Genomic DNA, 17,053 nt, shown 5'->3' with positions numbered 1-17,053 from the left:
GTTCGACCGCTTCACTGGAAGACACCGCAGGCGGGACCTACGTTCGCCCCCGACCCGATGCCCGATTTCTTACGACACGTCGCAGGTGACAGTAACAGTCGACAGTGGTGCCGGTCTCGTCCACGCCGGTTCGACACGGCACACTCGAGGGCACCATGAGTCAATCCACAGAACCGGCATCCGTCGTGCCGTTGCGCGGTTTCGTCCCTGCACTCGAGGGAATGCGCGCGCTGGCCGCGATCGGCATCGTCGTCACACACGTCGCGTTCCAGACCGGTGCGGCCAATTCGCCGCTCATGGGACGTATCTGGGGCAGGTTCGATCTCACGGTGGCGATCTTCTTCGCGCTCTCGGGATTCCTGCTGTGGCGTCCCCATGCCGCGCAGGCGCGCGGACTCGAGCAGGCTCAGCCCACTCGCCGGTACTTCTGGTCGCGTGCCGTGCGGATCCTGCCCGCCTACTGGGTGGTCACAGTGCTGGTGCTGCTGTTCCTGCCGCACGCGGGCGGGGACTACCGGGTGTGGTTGGCCAATCTCTCGCTCACGCAGGTGTTCGTACCGTTGACGCTGACCGAGGGTATGACACAGATGTGGTCGCTGTCGGTGGAAGTGGCCTTCTATCTGTTACTGCCGGTGTTCGCGTGGCTGATGGTCCGATTGCGCGGGGCCTCGGCCCGGCACCGAATCTCGGTACTGCTCGGTGCATCCGCGCTGACGCTGTCGTGGGCGTTCCTGCCGATCACGACCGCCGATGCCATTCACCACGACAACTGGCTGCCCGGGTACCTCCCCTGGTTCGCAGCCGGGATGGTGTTGGCCGAGGTATCCGTCGGACCGCAGACCTGGGTGCATCGGTGGGCTCGGCGCAGATGGGTGATGCCGTCGATCGCCGTGACGGCCTTCGTGCTGTCGGTTACTCCACTGGCGGGCCCGCAGGGATTGGTTCGGCCCGAGCCGTGGCAGTTCGAGCTCAAGATCGTCTTCGGTGCGGTTCTCGCATTCGCGATGCTCTCGCCCCTGGTACTCGCCGACACCGGCCGCAGGCACCGAGTGTTCGAGCATCCGGTGATGCTCACGCTGGGTCGTTGGTCGTACGGAATCTTCATCTGGCACTTGGCTGTTCTCGCGGTGGTGTTCCCGGTGTTCGGCATCGTTCCGTTCTCGGGCGGAATGTGGTTCGTGCTGACGGTGACACTTGCGCTGTCGATTCCGGTGGCCGCGGCCAGTTACGCACTGGTCGAAGAACCTGCTCGACGGCGATTCGCTCCGAAGAAGAAACCTCTCACGGTCGCCGTATCGCACTGATAGCAAGCGCGACGATTCCGATCAGCGCTGCGAGCTGAACTCCGTAGGATCCGCCCACGTACCCGTCGGGCGATCGCCATGGACCGAGCGACAGTAACGCAGGGCCGAGCATCGCGAATCCGCCTGCGATGCAGACCAATACACGTGACGACAGGGCGCGATCGAAACGGCGATCCAGATACACCGCACCTACTCCGATCACCGCGACAGTGACTGCGCCCGCAATTCCGGCCAGTACGGTCGTCGCTGCGAGCAGCGCCACGAATGCGACTGTGGTGCTGCGCCACGTGCGCGGCGGCGGGCCCGGATTAGAGACTGTGCGGGGCGCGCGGATCGCCGCGATCAGCAACGGGATCAACAGTAGTAGCCCACCGAAGATGCCCAGTCGATACCAGCGGTCGGTGGTGAAATCCAACGAGACCGTGCCCGACGCCCCCGCCGGAACCATCCAGGCCTGCTGCCAGCCGTCGACCACCACAGGAGAGAGTTCGACGCCACCGGGCATCGTTGCGTGCCAGCCGATGTTGTTGCTCTCCGGGATCACCAACAGTCGATCCTCGTCCCGCGAGGTGAGTGTCACCTCGCGGTGATCGGGGCTCCAGGCCGTGGTCCTCGCCGCCTGTGGTGCCGAGCTTTTCGGCCAATCGGCCGGAACAGGCATGGTGCGCAGTCGAATACCGTCGACGAAGAACGACGCTCCAGGCTCCACCACCACGTCCTGACGGCCCTCGGGCAGTGACACCGGGTTGACGAAGTTCTCGTTCACCGGGGTGGCGGCGTCGCACACCGACGCCTTCAGCGGCTCACCGGAGCGGAATCGGTCGGCGGTCGCGGTCACCGACGTGCGCACCGTCTGCCCGGCAATGGAGACGAGGGGACCGTTGAAACAGTCCACCGTGATCTCACGGTCGCCGTCGTACGGGGCACCGATCGGCTCGCCGGCGGACAGCGGAGTGACCTCTGCTAATCCGGGTGGTTGAGATTGGATGAAGCCCAACGAGTTTCGATCCAAGACGCCGTCCCAGTCCACGATGGACAGCACGATCCTGTCGGTCACCTGCGGTGCCAGCTCGAGTGTCGTCGAACCGTCGGTGTCGACGTCGCGGACCATCGGGCCGTTGCCGAGGTTGACCGCGACCCGGGTGGGGTGGGCCGGTAGTGCGCCGAGGCTGGGGCTGAGCTCGAGCCCGTCGACCAGTGTGGGAGTCGGCAATTGGATGGTCAGAGTGGGATTGGTGCCGGCACGATCGGTGATCGACTTCTCCGGTGCGGCCCAGGAGGTGCGCGGGTCACCGTCGGTGGCGGCGAAGGCGGAACCCTCCAGATCTGCGACGTCCGACGCCCCGCTGGCCAGCGGTCGACCCGGCTGAGCCAGCAGTGCCTCGAGCTCGGGTGACTGCCGTGTGCGTACCGTCAGATCGGGGATGACCGCGGTACCCATCGGCACCTCGATCGTGCGCGAGAAACGCCCGAGTTCCTCCGGAGCTTTGGACAATCCACTGCTGCAACGGATTCGATCGTCGGTGTCGAGGCATCCGGAGCGCCCGGGAAATTCCTGGCCGAGTTCCCACGCGTCGACGCGTGCCCCGGCCGGAGTGTCCGGCAACACGGCACGGTGCACGATCGGCACCGGCGTCGGGTTGTCTCGATCGGAATAGTCGTCCACCGAGACCTTGCTGATGCCGAATTGGCTTCCGCGGGTTCCGTCGACCGTGGACTTGGCGGTGATGCGCAGCCACGGCGTTTCGCCGCCCGGTAAGGACACCGTCATCGGGTCCCCGGGCTTGTCGACCCGAGCCGCCGTGGAACCGTTCGGGGTGGTGACCTCGACCCATTTCACCGGGTCGCCGATTGTCCCGGGGCTGGTGCGCAGGTGCAGCAGACCGCCGCGGACCGGGGTGTCGAAATCCAACTGAAGCCATTGCCCCACAGCGCGTTCGATGCCGTTGCTGATCCAACTGGTGGCCAGATCTCCGTCCACTGCCGCCGCGACACCGCTACCGGGGGCGCTGCCGCCGATCTGCGTTGCGTCCGATGCCGAGCTCGACGCCGTCAGCGTCGCACCCTCCCACTCGGCGTCCACGGTCTCCGCCCCGTACACCGGGTAGTCGGGAACCTCGTTCAGTGATCGCCGAGGCTCGTCCGCGGCCCGCAGTGCAGAGTTGTGATTGTCGACCTGGCCGAAGTCTGTCTCGCGGTTCATCGGGGTGTCCGTCACCGTCACCGCGTCCACGGGTAGGCCGGCGGCCGCTGCGTCCGACGCCAGCAAGGTCGGACCGGCGGGCACAGGAAGGCGAATCCCGTTGTTGCGCAGTTCGTTCGAGCGCAGAATCGACTCCGGTCCGCCCTGTACCACCGGGACTCGATCGAGATCGACCGTGTAAGGGCCCGACGCGGGGGTATCGGCCGCGCCGTTCACCGAATAGATCTCGACAGCGGGATACGGTGGCCGCAGATCACCGTCGAGCACAACGCCGTCGACCTGACCGGGAGCAACGTCGTCGCCGAACTGTGCCACTCGGGCCAGCCCCGGCGAACCGTCGAGCACCTGGTGCACCGATGCCGGGCGGGTGGACCGAGAATTCTCGGGGTCGAGGTCGTTGCGTACGACGACGTAGCTGATGCCCTGCCCTTGAAGGGTGTCGGCCAGTCCGCTGGACGGACGCCCGTCGGCAAAGAGGCGCTGCACGGAATCCAGGGCGCGAATGGCTCCGGGCGGGGTCAGCGGTACGGCGTCGCGGACGGCCCACGGCGTCGTGGCGAGAGCCTGCAACGGCTCGTCGCGGGTCAGTCCCCAGGTCTGCAAGGCGAACGGTGCACCGGGCACGATCAATGCGCGCTGCGCATCGGACCCGTCGGGACTCGACCCGGACGCGTGGGCGGTGAGCCAGTCCGCCGCGTCGTGCCAGTACTGCGGAACGGCCTCGTAAGCTCCGCGAGGCGCGAGCTTTCCCGTCCACGCCAGCGAGGTGGAGAGCGCCAACGCCACGAGAACGAGCGCGGTCACAGCCACCATCGGCTGCTTTTCCGGATGCGCGACGGCCGATCGCCACTGCGGCCGCGGCACCGACCCGGGCAGCGGAACGCGGCCCAACAGGTGAGCCAGGCCCAGTACCAACGGGATTCGAATGACCGGCTCGAGTTTGTGAATGTTGCGTAGCGGTGCGCCTGCCGAATCGAGGAACACCCGCACTGTTGCCGCGAACGGACCGTCCAGATCACCGACGAACCCGGCACCGAGCCCGACGAGACCGACGAACAACATGATCGTCAGCCGTCCTCGGGCGGGCATCGATCGCATCGCCAACCCAGCGATTCCGGCGGCCGCGATCAAACCCGTTGCGATGACGGCGGCAGGCTGGGTCACCAGAACGGCACCGGCGACGCGCTCGGGTGAGACGAACGGCGTCCAACTGCCGGTGCCGCGCAACACTTCCGTCAACGACGTCCACTGGGTGGTGGTGCCCGAGGACTCTATGTAGTCGAGAAATGGCGGAGAGACCCTACCCAGCAACAGCAGTGGAACAATCCACCACAGCGTTGCGAGCACGAGGAAGCCGGCCCACCAGGAGCCGAACACGAGCCAGCGCCTGTTCGGCCGATGGGACAACATCCAGATCACGGCCACCAGAACTGCGGCGGCGGTCGCGACCGCATTGACCGAACCCATGAGCGCCACGGCGAGTGCCGATTGCGCCGCCGATCGTCGAACCGTGTATCGCTCGGACTCTGTGTTCAGGCAACGAACGATGGGGATGAGCACCCATGGCGCGAGCATCATCGGCATCGTCTCGGACGAGATCGACGCGAGGGTGGTGATCACTCGCGGAGACAGAACGAATGCCGTTGCCGCGATCAGGCGAGAAGTGCGGCTGCCGATGCCGAGGGCCTCGGCGAGTCGGACGAGGCCCCAGAACCCGGCGATGAGCAGCAGTGCCCACCAGATGCGCTGCGTGATCCACGGAGGAATGGAGAGAAGGTCACCGCCGGCGAAGAACGCTCCGTGTGGGAAGAAGTAGCCGTAGGCCTGGTTCTGCACCTGACCCAACGGTGCCGCACTGTTCCATTGATGCGAGGCACGTGCGAGAAATCCGAGGGGGTTCTGCGCCAGGTCGTATTTGGTGTCGGCAACGGTGAAGCCGGGGACCTGCAGAAAAGTGAGAAGAAATGCCAGAGCCGAGACGCCGAGAAGCCATTTACGGCCGAGCGGCTCGGCCGAGATCATCGATCCACGAATGCGACCAGCGTCAGCGGCTGCCGTACTCAACCTGGTTCAGCAAGGACGAGTCGGCGTTTCCGGTGCGATCGATATCCGGACGAGAGTTGTCGGCTGCAGCGGCGGTGACTCCGAAGACGACGCCTGCACCCAGTACGGCTCCGACGACGGCGGCAATGACACCCGGGACAGCGAACTTCATCTCGGTTCTCCAGTCAGTCGGCTCACGGATCGAACAGGTGAGGTGGACCCCCACGCGGGCATCACGGTATCACCTGCGTGCAGGGAAACAGCCGCCGGACGCTCTACTTGCCGGGGGGAACGATAAGGACGGGGCGATGACTGTGTCGCAGCACGTGTTCGGCCACCGAACTCTGCAGTAGTGCACGCAGCCCGGTGGTGCCGCGGGTGCCGGTGACGATGATGTCGACGTCCATCTCGTCAGCTTTCTCGACGATCGCGCTCCAGATGGCGGCGGAGCATTCGGTGCACTGACCTTCCACCTTCAGGCCTGCGGCCTCGGCCAGCGCGACGCCTTCGCTGTTGGTGACTTTCGCATCGGTGAGCGCAACGTCCTCGGCCTCGTCGTCGGGTACCCATTCGGGCTGCATGACGCCGGACAGGCCGGACATTCGAGCTGCTTGACGCACCATCGGTTCCCACGCCGTGACGACGATCGCGCGGGAGGTGGTGAGAAACCGTCCCGCATAGTCGATGGCTCGTTTGGCGTTGTCGGAGCCGTCGTAGGCAATCAGGATGAGGTCTGCGGTCATGGTCGAGCTCCTCCTCATGTCGCTTTCGCCCAGATTACCCCGCCCCCTCCCCGGATCAATGTGGGTTTCAGTCGGTCAGAGTGCAACAAAGCGACATTGATCCGGACCGGAGGGGCGGCGGCAACACGGACTATCTCGGCTACCGTCGCTTCCATGCGACTTCGGTTTTCTGTTCGGTCCGCAGCGGTGGTGACGGTCGGTGTGGGGTTGTTGGTCTCGTGCTCGAGCGAGTCGACCCCGGTTGCGTCGACGCAGGCAGCGCCCCCTGCTTCTACGACGACGGCACCGGACACGACTGTCGCGCAACCGCTGCCGCCCGTCGACGGTTGCATCGCCTTCGTCGACGGTTTGACCGAGCGGCAGCGCTTGGCCCAGCTGCTCACTGTCGGAGTGACTGGGACGCAGGATGCGGTCCAGATCATGTCGACCGAACAGGTGGGTGGCATCTTCGTCGGCAGTTGGACCGACGAGTCGATGCTCGCCAATCGGGAGGTACCGCAGGTGCTCGACGCGTCCGCGGTGGCTCCGATGGTCACGATCGACGAGGAGGGCGGGCGGGTTTCTCGGGTCGCGGATCTGCTGGGGGAGGCACCGTCGGCGCGGGTCTTGGCCCAGACGATGACGGTGGACGAGGCGTACCAGGAGGCGTTGACGCGTGGCCGGGGACTGAAGGATCTGGGGGTCACGGTCGACTTCGCTCCGGTGGTCGATGTGAGTGCGCAGCCCGATGATTCCGTCATCGGCGATCGGTCGTTCTCCGACGACCCACAGGTCGTCATCGAGTACGCGGGGGCGTACGCGCGCGGCCTGGAAGATGCGGGAATCAAGCCTGTCATCAAGCACTTTCCCGGGCACGGCTCGGGCTCGGGCGATTCGCACACCGGTGCCGTCACCACTCCGTCGCTCGACGAGTTGAAGACCACGGATCTGCTCCCGTTCGCGGCGCTGAACACCACCGGAGTCGGCGTCATGGTCGGTCATCTGGACGTGCCAGGACTGACCGACCCCGGAGTCCCCGCCAGCATTAGCCCCGCGGCGATGGCGTTGTTGCGCGACGGCGTCGGATATGGGGCAGCTCCGTTCGACGGTCCGATTTTCACCGACGATCTCAGCGGCATGGCGGCGATCACGGCGCGGCTCGGAATCGTCGACGCGGTGGAGGCGGCATTGGTTGCGGGTGCCGATGTGGCGCTGTGGCTCACCACCGATCAGGTGCCCGCGGTGCTGGACAATCTCGAGGACGCGGTGGCAACGGGACGCCTGCCGGCGGCTCAGGTGGACGAGGCCGCAGCGACGGTGGCCCGGTTCAAGGGGGCGTGCGGAGCCTGATTGGGCGCTACTGGACCTTACTGTGGAGTAACGTCTAGTACTTCGTACGTATTGGAGGATCCATGGCTGGCGGCACCAAGAGATTGCCCCGCGCCGTCCGCGAGCAGCAGATGCTCGACGCGGCGGTGGATGTGTTCTCCGACAACGGTTTTCACGAGACATCGATGGATTCGATCGCCAAGAAGGCGGCCATCTCCAAACCGATGCTGTATTTGTACTACGGGTCGAAGGACGAGCTGTTCGCCGCGTGCATCCATCGCGAGGGCGTCAAATTCGTCGAAGCTCTGACTCCGGCCGCAGACCCGACTCTGACGCCGCGCGAGCAGTTGCGCAAAGCGCTGATCGGCTTCCTAGGATTTGTCGGCGAAAACCGGAAGTCGTGGATGGTGCTCTACCGTCAGGCCATCGGCCAACAGGCATTCGCCTCGCAGGTGCAGAGCAGCCGAGACCGGTTGATCGAATTGACGGCGGGTTTGCTGGCAATGAGCACCAGGGACCCGGATCAGTCACATAATTTCGGGCTCATGGCCGTGGCGCTGGTCGGTGCAGGCGAGGCCGTGGCTGACCGAGTGGCGGGCGGCGAGATCGAGGTCGACGCGGCGGCGGACCTGTTGGAAAATCTGGCGTGGCGCGGCCTGGCCGGCAAGAAGACCGCCGCAACGTAGTCGGCCGTCACGACCTAGCGCTTCGGAACCAGCGCTCCCGGACTCGAAGTTATGGACGAAAATCCGAGGAAATTCGTCCACAACTTCGAGCTCGGCGAAACAGTCGCTACCGCAGGGTTCCCGTCAGATGCGGGTAGCCCTTCTTCGGGTTCTTCAGCGACAGGTCCCATCCCGTACCGACGGCATCGGCGTAGGCGTTGATCGTCGCGGGCAGGATGATCGGCTTGCCGAAGCGGATGCTGTAGTTCACGGCTTCCGGGATTCGGCCCTCGACGGTCTGCAGTACTGCTGCCGCACTCCACATTCCGTGTGCGATGGTCTTCGGGAAGCCGAATGCCTTTGCGCCGAGCGAGGATACGTGGATCGGGTTGCGGTCTCCGGAGATCGCTGCGTACCGGCTGATGATCCGCTGATCGACGCGCAGGGTGCGGGTCGGGGGCGGCGGAACCTCGTCGGCAGGCGGTGTTTCACGAGGTCCACCCGATAGCGAGGTCTTCTGCAGGCTCAGGAAGCTGGACGTCTGCTTCCAGACCAGCTCGCGTCCTACCTTGACCTCACTGATCAGATCGACCAGCAACCCCTTGCGGTGCTCGCGCAGGTTCTCCGCGTGCACTCGGATGTCCAGTGGCTCCGACGCCGAGATGCCGCGGTACTGCTCGATGACGTTCTCGGCGTGTACCGATCCGATGGCTGCGAACGGAAAGCCCTTGGAGACCATCAGTTTCATCACCGTCGGGAAGACGAGCGTGAACGGGTAGGTCACCGGCAGCTGATCGCCGAAGCGCAGCCCGGTCGCGCGGCAGTACCCGGCGAGGTTGTCGGGGTCCACTCGCAGACCCTTGAGCTCGTACACCGTGCTGGGCACCGAAGACGACCTGGATCCGAAGAACGGCAGCGCTCCGAGCGCAGCCGAGGTGTAGATGTCGGATGTCTTCGGCTGCGCGGTGAGCGTGACGGTGCTCATGCGCCGAGCAGGCTCTGGCCGCACACGCGTACGACCTGGCCGGTGACGGCGTTGGATGCAGGAGATGCGAAGTACGAGACCAACTCTGCGACGTCGACGGTCTCGCCACCCTGCAGCAGCGAGCTCATGCGTCGTCCGGCCTCGCGGGTGGCGAACGGGATCGCCGCGGTCATCGCGGTCTCGATGAAGCCGGGCGCAACGGCGTTGATCGTGATGTTCTTCTTCGCCAGCACCGGTGCGGATGCGTGCACCAGGCCGATGACGCCGGCCTTGGAGGTGCCGTAGTTGGTCTGGCCACGGTTGCCCGCGATGCCGGCGATCGAGGAGACGTCGACGACGCGGCCGCCCTCCTTCAGCGCGCCGGAGGCCACAAGCTCGTCGGTGATGCGCTGCGGCGCAGCAAGGTTGACGCCGATGACCGAGTTCCAGCGGGCGTCGTCCATGTTGGCGAGAGTCTTGTCGCGGGTGATGCCGGCGTTGTGCACGATGATGTCGGCACCGCCGTGACGCTCGAGCAGGTGCTTCGAGAGGACCTCGCCGGCGTCGGGGGAGGTGACGTCGAGTGCGAGCGAGGTACCGCCGACCTTGTTGGCCGTCTGCGAGAGTGCTTCTCCGGCAGCGGGAATGTCGGCTGCGATGACGGTGGCTCCGTCGCGGGCGAGGACCTCGGCGATGGTGGCACCGATGCCGCGGGCAGCGCCGGTGACGACGGCTACCTTGCCGGCGAGCGGCTTGTCCCATGAGGCCGGTGCCTGCGAGTCGGCGTCACCGACGGCGATGACCTGGCCATCGACGAATGCGGACTTGGCCGAGAGCAGGAAGCGGAGGGTCGACTCCAGGCCGGAGAGGCCCGTCGATGCGTTGGGGGAGATGTAGACGAGCTGCGCCGTGGCGCCGCGCTTGACCTCTTTGCCGACGCTGCGTGTGAAGCCTTCGAGGGCGCGCTGAGCGATGTGCTCGTCGACGCTCGAGGTCTCCTCGGGGGTGGTGCCGATGACGACGACGCGAGCCGACGGTGCCAGGTTGCGGATGACCGGCTGGAAGAACTTGAAGAGCTGCTCGAGCTCGGCGACGTTGCCGATGCCGCTGGCGTCGAACACGAGTCCGCCGTGCTTGTCGTCGTGCGGCTGCGACTGCGGGTAGTCAGAGAGCAGCTCACGCAGAGGTTCGACGAGGCGGCCGCTGCCACCGATCAGGACCGGGCCGGCCAGTGCGGGCTCGCCTGCCTTGTAGCGACGCAGCTTCTCGGGCTGCGGCAGGCCTGCCTGCTTGGCGATGAAGGCTCCCGGCGCGGACGCGAGGAACGTTGAGTAGAGATCTGGGGCTCCCTTGGAGGCTGCCACTGTCGTACCTTTCATTCAGCGCTGCTCGCTCGAGGAGCGAGGCGCACGACCGGGTGTCGACATTCAACTTACTCGCCAGTAAGATGAAACTCCACCAGGGCCATTCCCCACGATGTTGGGGACCACGATGTTTGGAGACGTCAGTGACAAGCAAGCAGCTACGACCGGTCGCAATCGTCGGTGGCAACCGCATTCCTTTCGCGCGTTCGGACAAGAAGTACGCGCTGGCGTCCAACCAGGACATGCTCACTGCCACCATCGACGGTCTCGTATCGCGATTCGGTCTGCAGGGCGAGCGCCTCGGTCTCGTCGCCGCCGGTGCCGTGCTCAAGCACTCGCGCGATTTCAACCTCACCCGCGAGGTCGTTCTCGGTAGCGCGCTGAGCCCATACACCCCGGCCTTCGACATCCAGCAGGCCTGCGGCACCGGTCTGCAGTCGATCATCGCGGTCGGCGACGCCATCGCGTCGGGCCGTATCGATGCCGGCATCGGTGGCGGCGTCGACACCACCTCCGACGCACCGATCGGCGTCAACGACGAACTGCGCGAGTTTCTGCTCTCCCTGAACCGGGCCAAGAGCACCGGCGATCGCATCAAGCTCCTCGGCAACGTCCGTCCCGGCATGCTCGGCATCGAGATCCCGCGCAACGGCGAGCCGCGCACCGGCTTGTCGATGGGCGACCACGCTGCCATCACCGCCAAGGAATTCGGCGTCCGCCGCGAGGACCAGGACGAACTGGCCGCAGCGAGCCACAAGAACATGGCAGCCGCCTACGACCGCGGTTTCTTCGACGATCTGGTGACGCCGTTCCTCGGCCTCACGCGCGACGACAACCTGCGTCCGGGATCGACCGTCGAGAAGCTGGCCACGCTCAAGCCGGTCTTCGGAACCAAGCTGGGCGACGCCACCATGACGGCCGGTAACTCGACGCCTCTCACCGACGGCGCGTCGGCTGCACTGCTGTCGAGCGACGAGTGGGCTGCCGAGCGCAACCTCCCGGTGCTCGCGCACCTGGTCGATTCCGAGACTGCAGCGGTCGATTACGTACACGGCAACAGCTCGTTCAAGGACGGCCTGCTGATGGCTCCGACGTACGCGATCCCGCGTCTCCTCGCCCGTAACGGCCTCACGCTGCAGGACTTCGACTACTACGAGATCCACGAGGCGTTCGCCTCGGTGGTGCTCGCAACGCTGCAGGCGTTCGAGAGCGATGCGTACTGCAAGGAGCGTCTGGGACTGGACGGCGCGCTCGGTTCCATCGATCGCAGCAAGCTCAATGTCAACGGATCCTCGCTCGCCGCGGGCCACCCGTTCGCCGCGACCGGCGGCCGCATTGTCGCGTCGTTGGCGAAGATGCTGGCCGAGAAGGGCTCGGGCCGTGGCCTGATCTCGATCTGCGCTGCCGGTGGCCAGGGCGTCACGGCCATCATCGAGCGCTGATCACTGCAGCTTCGGCTGCTCACGATTCGGGGGACACAGGGTCGGCGGATCCGGCAATCGAGGGGTTTTCGGATCTGCCGACCACAACGTGAAAAAAAGGGGCACGCCACCGCGTGCCCCTTTTTCGTGTCCGATCAGCCGGGGATGCCACTCTCCGGCGGTGTCGATTCCTCACCGGTGTACTCCTCGACTGCCGAATCGCCGATGTCCGTCTGCAGCACCGGAGTCAGGTACTCGGGTACGCCGCCGCGGATCTGGAAGACACTGGCTCCGGAGATTCCGAGGTGACTCTCTTCCGAGTATCGGAACGGGGCGAGCTGAGGTCCCTCGAAGTCCTGTCCGCCGTCCTGAATTGCCGCGACGATGCCTTCGCGGGTGGGATTCTCGCCGGCCGCCTCCAGCGCCTGCACGAATGCGTATGCCTGGCTCAGACCGTAGATGCGGTAGTTGGTCAGTGGGTCACCGGTTCCGTTCTCCGCCCAGACCTTCTGCCACAGTTGGGTCCACGGATTCTCCGGGGAGTCGACGCCCGGGATGTACTCCAGCGAGATCATGCCTTCGAGCGACTGCGCGCCGTCGGTGACGGCACCCTGGGAGAAGCGTCCGAGCAGGGAGCCGACGAGGTCCACGTCGGAACCGATCGAGCTGTAGAACCACTCGGGGTCGTAGTTGAGTCGCATGGCGGTCAGTTGGCTCAGTGCGGTGTACGAGGGCACGTTGAAGCCGAGTATCAGATCGGCTCCGGCACCTTGTAGCGCCGCGATCTGAGGTGCGACGTCCGTGTTGCCGGAGGTGTAGCGCACGACCTCGACGATCTGGTCGTCGAGGTACTGCCGAACTGCTTCCTCGCTGTCTCGGCCGAGGTCGTCGTCCTGGAGAAACAGGCCGACCTTGGCGTCGGGCCGATTCTTCGTCACCCAGTCGCCGATGATCTTGCCCTCGACCTGGTAATCGGGCTGCCAGCCGAAGGTATTCGGGTACTTCTCGGGATCGTTGCCCCACATGATCGCGCCGGAGGAGACGAACAGATCCGGCACACCCTCTTCGTTCAGGAAGTCGATCACTGCGCTGTGAGTTGCCGTGCCGAGTCCACCCACGACGGCGAACACCTCGTCCTGCAAAACGAGTTCGTTGACGACCTGCGTGGTGGTGGTCGGATCGTACGAGTCGTCTCGAACGACGTACTCGATCTGCCTACCGTTGATGCCGCCCGCGGCGTTGACGTAGTCGAAGTACGCCTGTGCGCCTGTAGGGATTTCGCTGTAGCCGGGTGCTGCGACCCCGGTCAACGGAAAGTGGGCACCGATCTTCACCGAGGTGTCGGTGATGCCTACCGTCGAGCCTTCCGAGGATTCCGTCGCCTCGTCTCTACCGCCTGCGCCGCACGCTGCGGCCAACGAGACGACGGCGACGAGTGCGGTCGTTCTGACCGCCACCGATCCGAACTTCTTCATTTCATCTCTTTTCTGGTTGAACGCAACCTTCGATACGTGCCCACCAGACCCAGTGGGGCGAACAGGATGACCAGGACGGTGAAGATTCCGGTCACCAGTGGTGCGAGTTCGGCGGATTGCAGACTGCTCAGCCCCAGATCGAGACCGAGGTTGGTGACCACCGGCGGGATGTAGGTCAGCAGTATTGCTCCGATCAAGGCCCCGGACAGAGTTCCGAGCCCACCGATGACGACGGCCGAGAGCAGCGTCAGTGAGAGGGTCAGCGTGAATCCGCTCGGTGCCGCGATGCGTGCCGACATCGCCAGAACAGCGCCACCCGCGCCCGCGCAGGCCGCGCTGACGACGAACGCCAGAATGCGTGCGCGCCCGAGGTCGATGCCGGCCAGTTCCGCGGCGACCTCGTCGTCCCGGACGGCCCGCCAGCGGCGGCCGATCCGACTCGCGGAGACATTCGCCAACAGGAAGAACACGACGACGAGCAGTATCCAACTGACATAGGCGACGAATTTCGTTCCGCTGAGCTCGTTTCCGGTGACGAAGAACATCGCGTCATCGATCAGGTCCGGCACTTTCGGAGCCGGGACGACCAGGCCCTGTTCGCCGCCGAGGTAGTCCGAGAAGTACAGGGCCAGACCCGGGACGGCGACGGCGAGTGCCAGCGTGGCACCGGCCAGGTACGGCCCGTGCAACCGGGCGGCGGCCACTCCCACCACTACACCGACCACGGCCGAGATCACGGTGGCGGCGAGCAGTACCAGGGGTACCGACCATCCTGAATCGTTGGCGCGCAGCATCAGTGCCGCGGTGTAGGCGCCGACGGCCATGAACGCGCCGTGTCCGAGGGAAAGCTGGCCGCTCAATCCGGTCAGCACGGTCAGGCCACCGGCCGCGATCGCCAGGTAGGCGACCGAGGTCAGCTGGCTCTGGCGGAAGGTGCTCAGTGATTCGAGTGCGAGCACGATGACGACGAGTCCGATGACAGCACAGAGGAAGTGGCGTCGAACCGGCGTTGCCGTGAGGCGGGTGAGAGTCGCGTTCATGTCAGACCCTCCTGGCAGCTGCGCTGGCGAACAATCCGCTCGGGCGGACCAGAAGTACGACGATCAGGATCACCAATGCCGCGCTGGACACGAGATCCTGGCCGAGGTAGCCGCTGACGAAGCTGAGTCCGATGCCCATCAGCAAGCCGCCGACCACCGCTCCCGCCGGGCTGTCCAGGCCACCGAGAACTGCTGCGACGAAACCGAATACGACGATCGAGTCCATGTAGCCCGGATGCACCAGCGAGCCTCCTGCGATGAGCAGACCGGCCAGTGATCCGACGACTGCGGCCAGCGCCCAACCGAGGGTGAGCATGCGGCTCACGCGTACTCCCAGGAGCTTGGCAACCTCCTGCTCGAAGGCGCTCGCCCGCATCTTCAGCCCCAGATCGGTGAAGCGGAACAGCAGGATGAGCAGCGCCAGTACCACCAGGACGGCGATGATCTTGAAGATGTCGTAGCCGGTCAGTGCCACGTTGATCTCCCCGATTCGCTGGCCGGTGAGGCCGAACGGAGCTGGGAAGGAACGGAATTGGTTGCCGAAAATGATGGCTGCCACCGCGTGGATGATGATGAACAGCCCCAGCGTCAGGATCACCGGGTTGATGTGCGATGAGCTGTCGACGAACCGGATGACGAGTCGTTCGATCAACGCCCCCAGCAGTAGCCCGCTGAGGAGTGCGACTCCGAATCCGATCCAGTACGAGTACCCGGCGTCGATGACGACGAGTGCGACGTAGGTGGTGATCATGGCCATCGGAGCCTGGGCGAAGTTGACGATGCGTGTCGATCGCCAGATGAGTACCAGAGCGAGCGCGAAGGCGGCATAGATCATGCCGGTCGTCACGCCGTTGATGAGGATGGTGAGCAGTTGTTGCACTGTGGCAGGAGTCCTTTCGGCTCTAGAACCCGAGATAGGCGTGTCGGAGGGCATCGTCCCCGGCCAGGGTGTCGGCGGGGCCTTCCATCGCGACCTTGCCCAGATCCAGGACTACGGCGTGTTCGGCAATCGACAGTGCGCTGCGCGCGTTCTGTTCGACGAGCACGACGGTCATCGATTCGGAATCGACGAGTGCCCGGAGCGTCTCGAAGATCTGGGCGACGACTTTCGGTGCGAGCCCCAGAGACGGTTCGTCGAGCAGCAGGACCGACGGTGTCGCCATCAGAGCTCGGCCGATCACCAGCATCTGCCGTTCTCCGCCGGAGAGGGTGTGCGCGGACGAGGTTCGTCGGCCGGTCAGGGGTGGAAACATCTCGTAGATTCGGTCGAGGGTGACGGCGTCGTGACTTCTGTTGCGTCCCAACGCTCCGAGTCGGAGATTTTCGTCGACGGTGAGTTCGGCGATCACTCCACGACCCTCGGGGACGTGCGCGAGCCCTTTGCGGGACATGCGATCCGGTGCCACGCCGACAACATCGACACCGGCGAGCTCGATGCGTCCCGATACCGGCCGGATGAGGCCGGATACAGTGCGAAGCAACGTGGTCTTCCCTGCTCCGTTGGCCCCGAGCACGGCGGTGATCGCCCCGGCCGCGACGGTCATCGACACCGAATCGAGGGCGGTGACCGGCCCGTAACGCACAGTGAGGTCGGTGATCTTCAGGTGTGCCGCGTCAGTCGTCATGTGCCACTTCGTTTCCGAGGTATGCAGCGAGCACGGCGGGGTCCTCGCGGATCTGATCGGGCGTCCCCTGAGCGATGACCTTGCCGAAATCGAGTACGTAGATCCGGTCGCACACACTCATCACGAGGTCCATGTGATGCTCGACGAGCATGACCGACGTTGCCGGCCTTTCCGGTTCGGAATCCTTGGGTACTGCTGCAAGAGAACGGATCTCCTTACCGAGCTCGCTCATTTCGTCGCTGGACAGGCCCGAGGCGGGTTCGTCGAGCAGCAGCAGTGTCGGTTCGCTGACGAGAGCACGCGCGAGTGCGACTCTCTTGCGCACCGCGTACGGCAGGCTCGGCGGCAATCGGTGAGCGTGGTCGTCGATTCGCAATCGCTGCAGCATGGCCATGGCGATCGAGCGGACCGCGGCGTCGTCGGAGGAGCTCGACGGCAGCCCGAGGAGTCCCGCCAGGACTCCGGTTCGAGCCGTTCGGTCGGCACCGATCATGACGTTGTCCAGTACGGTCATTCGATCGAACAATCCGAGTCCCTGCAGGGTTCTGCTCATGCCGAGTCGGGGAAGGTCGTGCGGTCGGAGTCTGGGCAAGGTCTTGCCGTGTCGGCCGAGTGTTCCCGATTGCGGGCGCACGAGTCCGCAGGCAACGTTGAACAAGGTCGTCTTGCCGGCACCGTTGGGTCCGATGACGCCGAGGACTTCGCCGGGGCGGACGTCGAGGCTGACTCCGGAGAGCGCGACGATTCCGCCGAACGACACTTCGACGTCCTTCATGGTGAGAACCGGGTCCATCGTGTCGAGAGAGTTCAAGTGACGCACCTCACAATCTGTTGCGTTCACTATGGGGCGTCGCGCACAACGGGCGATATGGACGCTGCGCACAGAATTTTTGGGTCG

14 protein-coding genes are annotated in these 17,053 nt (G+C 65.2%); 4 read left to right on the top strand and 10 right to left on the bottom strand.

All coding sequences use genetic code 11. The features are described 5' to 3' along the window. Positions 1-155 precede the first annotated feature (155 nt). The gene (locus tag AC5WEY_RS02215) at positions 156-1,304 is read left to right on the top strand and encodes an acyltransferase family protein (protein ID WP_495644522.1); all 1,149 of its coding nucleotides are present in this window, start codon (positions 156-158) and stop codon (positions 1,302-1,304) included. Here the strand turns inward: AC5WEY_RS02215 and AC5WEY_RS02210 are convergent. From AC5WEY_RS02210 to AC5WEY_RS02200, 3 genes are all read right to left on the bottom strand, one after another. Then, positions 1,282-5,529: an alpha-(1->3)-arabinofuranosyltransferase domain-containing protein gene (locus AC5WEY_RS02210; protein ID WP_495644521.1), complete on the bottom strand. Its 4,248-nt coding sequence runs from the start codon at positions 5,527-5,529 to the stop codon at positions 1,282-1,284. The two genes, AC5WEY_RS02215 and AC5WEY_RS02210, sit on opposite strands and share 23 nt — an antisense overlap. A gap of 22 nt (positions 5,530-5,551) precedes the next feature. After that, entirely contained in the window at positions 5,552-5,722 is a 171-nt protein-coding gene (locus tag AC5WEY_RS02205) for a DUF2613 domain-containing protein (RefSeq protein WP_080730504.1), read from the bottom strand. Between the two features lie 103 nt (positions 5,723-5,825). Continuing rightward, entirely contained in the window at positions 5,826-6,293 is a 468-nt protein-coding gene (locus AC5WEY_RS02200) for a universal stress protein (protein WP_057479639.1), read from the bottom strand. A gap of 153 nt (positions 6,294-6,446) precedes the next feature. On the opposite strand from AC5WEY_RS02200, the gene AC5WEY_RS02195 reads away from it, so the two are divergent. Together AC5WEY_RS02195 and AC5WEY_RS02190 are read left to right on the top strand one after the other, a co-directional pair. Continuing rightward, positions 6,447-7,622, top strand: coding sequence for a glycoside hydrolase family 3 N-terminal domain-containing protein (locus AC5WEY_RS02195; RefSeq protein WP_495644520.1), 1,176 nt, complete (start codon positions 6,447-6,449; stop codon positions 7,620-7,622). A gap of 62 nt (positions 7,623-7,684) precedes the next feature. Further along, complete coding sequence (locus AC5WEY_RS02190) at positions 7,685-8,287, top strand: TetR/AcrR family transcriptional regulator (protein ID WP_495644519.1); 603 nt, start codon at positions 7,685-7,687, stop codon at positions 8,285-8,287. 106 nt (positions 8,288-8,393) lie between these two features. Here the strand turns inward: AC5WEY_RS02190 and AC5WEY_RS02185 are convergent, their stop codons facing one another. Continuing rightward, a complete protein-coding gene (locus AC5WEY_RS02185; RefSeq protein WP_495644518.1) occupies positions 8,394-9,251 on the bottom strand; it encodes a MaoC/PaaZ C-terminal domain-containing protein in 858 nt (285 codons plus the stop codon). Further along, the gene (locus tag AC5WEY_RS02180) at positions 9,248-10,594 is read right to left on the bottom strand and encodes a 3-oxoacyl-ACP reductase (RefSeq protein WP_495644517.1); all 1,347 of its coding nucleotides are present in this window, start codon (positions 10,592-10,594) and stop codon (positions 9,248-9,250) included. Before AC5WEY_RS02180 ends, AC5WEY_RS02185 begins: the two co-directional genes overlap by 4 nt. Positions 10,595-10,737: 143 nt before the next feature. Here AC5WEY_RS02180 and AC5WEY_RS02175 point away from each other — a divergent pair, with 143 nt between their 5' ends. After that, complete coding sequence (locus AC5WEY_RS02175) at positions 10,738-12,036, top strand: acetyl-CoA C-acetyltransferase (RefSeq protein ID WP_057479642.1); 1,299 nt, start codon at positions 10,738-10,740, stop codon at positions 12,034-12,036. Between the two features lie 134 nt (positions 12,037-12,170). Here the strand turns inward: AC5WEY_RS02175 and AC5WEY_RS02170 are convergent, their stop codons facing one another. From AC5WEY_RS02170 to AC5WEY_RS02150, 5 genes are read right to left on the bottom strand one after another with little or no spacing between them, the layout of a single operon-like run. After that, positions 12,171-13,490 (bottom strand): ABC transporter substrate-binding protein, encoded by a 1,320-nt coding sequence (locus AC5WEY_RS02170; RefSeq protein ID WP_495644516.1) that lies wholly within the window; start codon positions 13,488-13,490, stop codon positions 12,171-12,173. After that, a complete protein-coding gene (locus AC5WEY_RS02165) occupies positions 13,487-14,530 on the bottom strand; it encodes a branched-chain amino acid ABC transporter permease (RefSeq protein WP_495644515.1) in 1,044 nt (347 codons plus the stop codon). Before AC5WEY_RS02165 ends, AC5WEY_RS02170 begins: the two co-directional genes overlap by 4 nt. A 1-nt stretch (position 14,531) precedes the next feature. Further along, positions 14,532-15,410: a branched-chain amino acid ABC transporter permease gene (locus AC5WEY_RS02160; RefSeq protein WP_032405283.1), complete on the bottom strand. Its 879-nt coding sequence runs from the start codon at positions 15,408-15,410 to the stop codon at positions 14,532-14,534. Positions 15,411-15,432: 22 nt separating this feature from the next. Beyond that, on the bottom strand, positions 15,433-16,155 hold the full coding sequence (locus tag AC5WEY_RS02155) for an ABC transporter ATP-binding protein (RefSeq protein WP_057479645.1): 723 nt from the start codon (positions 16,153-16,155) through the stop codon (positions 15,433-15,435). Then, on the bottom strand, positions 16,145-16,966 hold the full coding sequence (locus AC5WEY_RS02150) for an ABC transporter ATP-binding protein (RefSeq protein WP_495644514.1): 822 nt from the start codon (positions 16,964-16,966) through the stop codon (positions 16,145-16,147). Before AC5WEY_RS02150 ends, AC5WEY_RS02155 begins: the two co-directional genes overlap by 11 nt. Positions 16,967-17,053 lie beyond the last annotated feature (87 nt).

This window comes from Rhodococcoides sp. S146-33, assembly GCF_059489205.1.
This window is presented reverse-complemented; position numbering and strand designations above follow the sequence as displayed.

Coding starts and splice junctions, on each gene's coding strand:
- AC5WEY_RS02215 (WP_495644522.1), top strand. CDS start 156: ATGAGTCAATCCACAGAACCGGCATCCGTCGTGCCGTTGCGCGGTTTC.
- AC5WEY_RS02210 (WP_495644521.1), bottom strand. CDS start 5,529: ATGATCTCGGCCGAGCCGCTCGGCCGTAAATGGCTTCTCGGCGTCTCG.
- AC5WEY_RS02205 (WP_080730504.1), bottom strand. CDS start 5,722: ATGAAGTTCGCTGTCCCGGGTGTCATTGCCGCCGTCGTCGGAGCCGTA.
- AC5WEY_RS02200 (WP_057479639.1), bottom strand. CDS start 6,293: ATGACCGCAGACCTCATCCTGATTGCCTACGACGGCTCCGACAACGCC.
- AC5WEY_RS02195 (WP_495644520.1), top strand. CDS start 6,447: ATGCGACTTCGGTTTTCTGTTCGGTCCGCAGCGGTGGTGACGGTCGGT.
- AC5WEY_RS02190 (WP_495644519.1), top strand. CDS start 7,685: ATGGCTGGCGGCACCAAGAGATTGCCCCGCGCCGTCCGCGAGCAGCAG.
- AC5WEY_RS02185 (WP_495644518.1), bottom strand. CDS start 9,251: ATGAGCACCGTCACGCTCACCGCGCAGCCGAAGACATCCGACATCTAC.
- AC5WEY_RS02170 (WP_495644516.1), bottom strand. CDS start 13,490: ATGAAGAAGTTCGGATCGGTGGCGGTCAGAACGACCGCACTCGTCGCC.
- AC5WEY_RS02165 (WP_495644515.1), bottom strand. CDS start 14,530: ATGAACGCGACTCTCACCCGCCTCACGGCAACGCCGGTTCGACGCCAC.
- AC5WEY_RS02155 (WP_057479645.1), bottom strand. CDS start 16,155: ATGACGACTGACGCGGCACACCTGAAGATCACCGACCTCACTGTGCGT.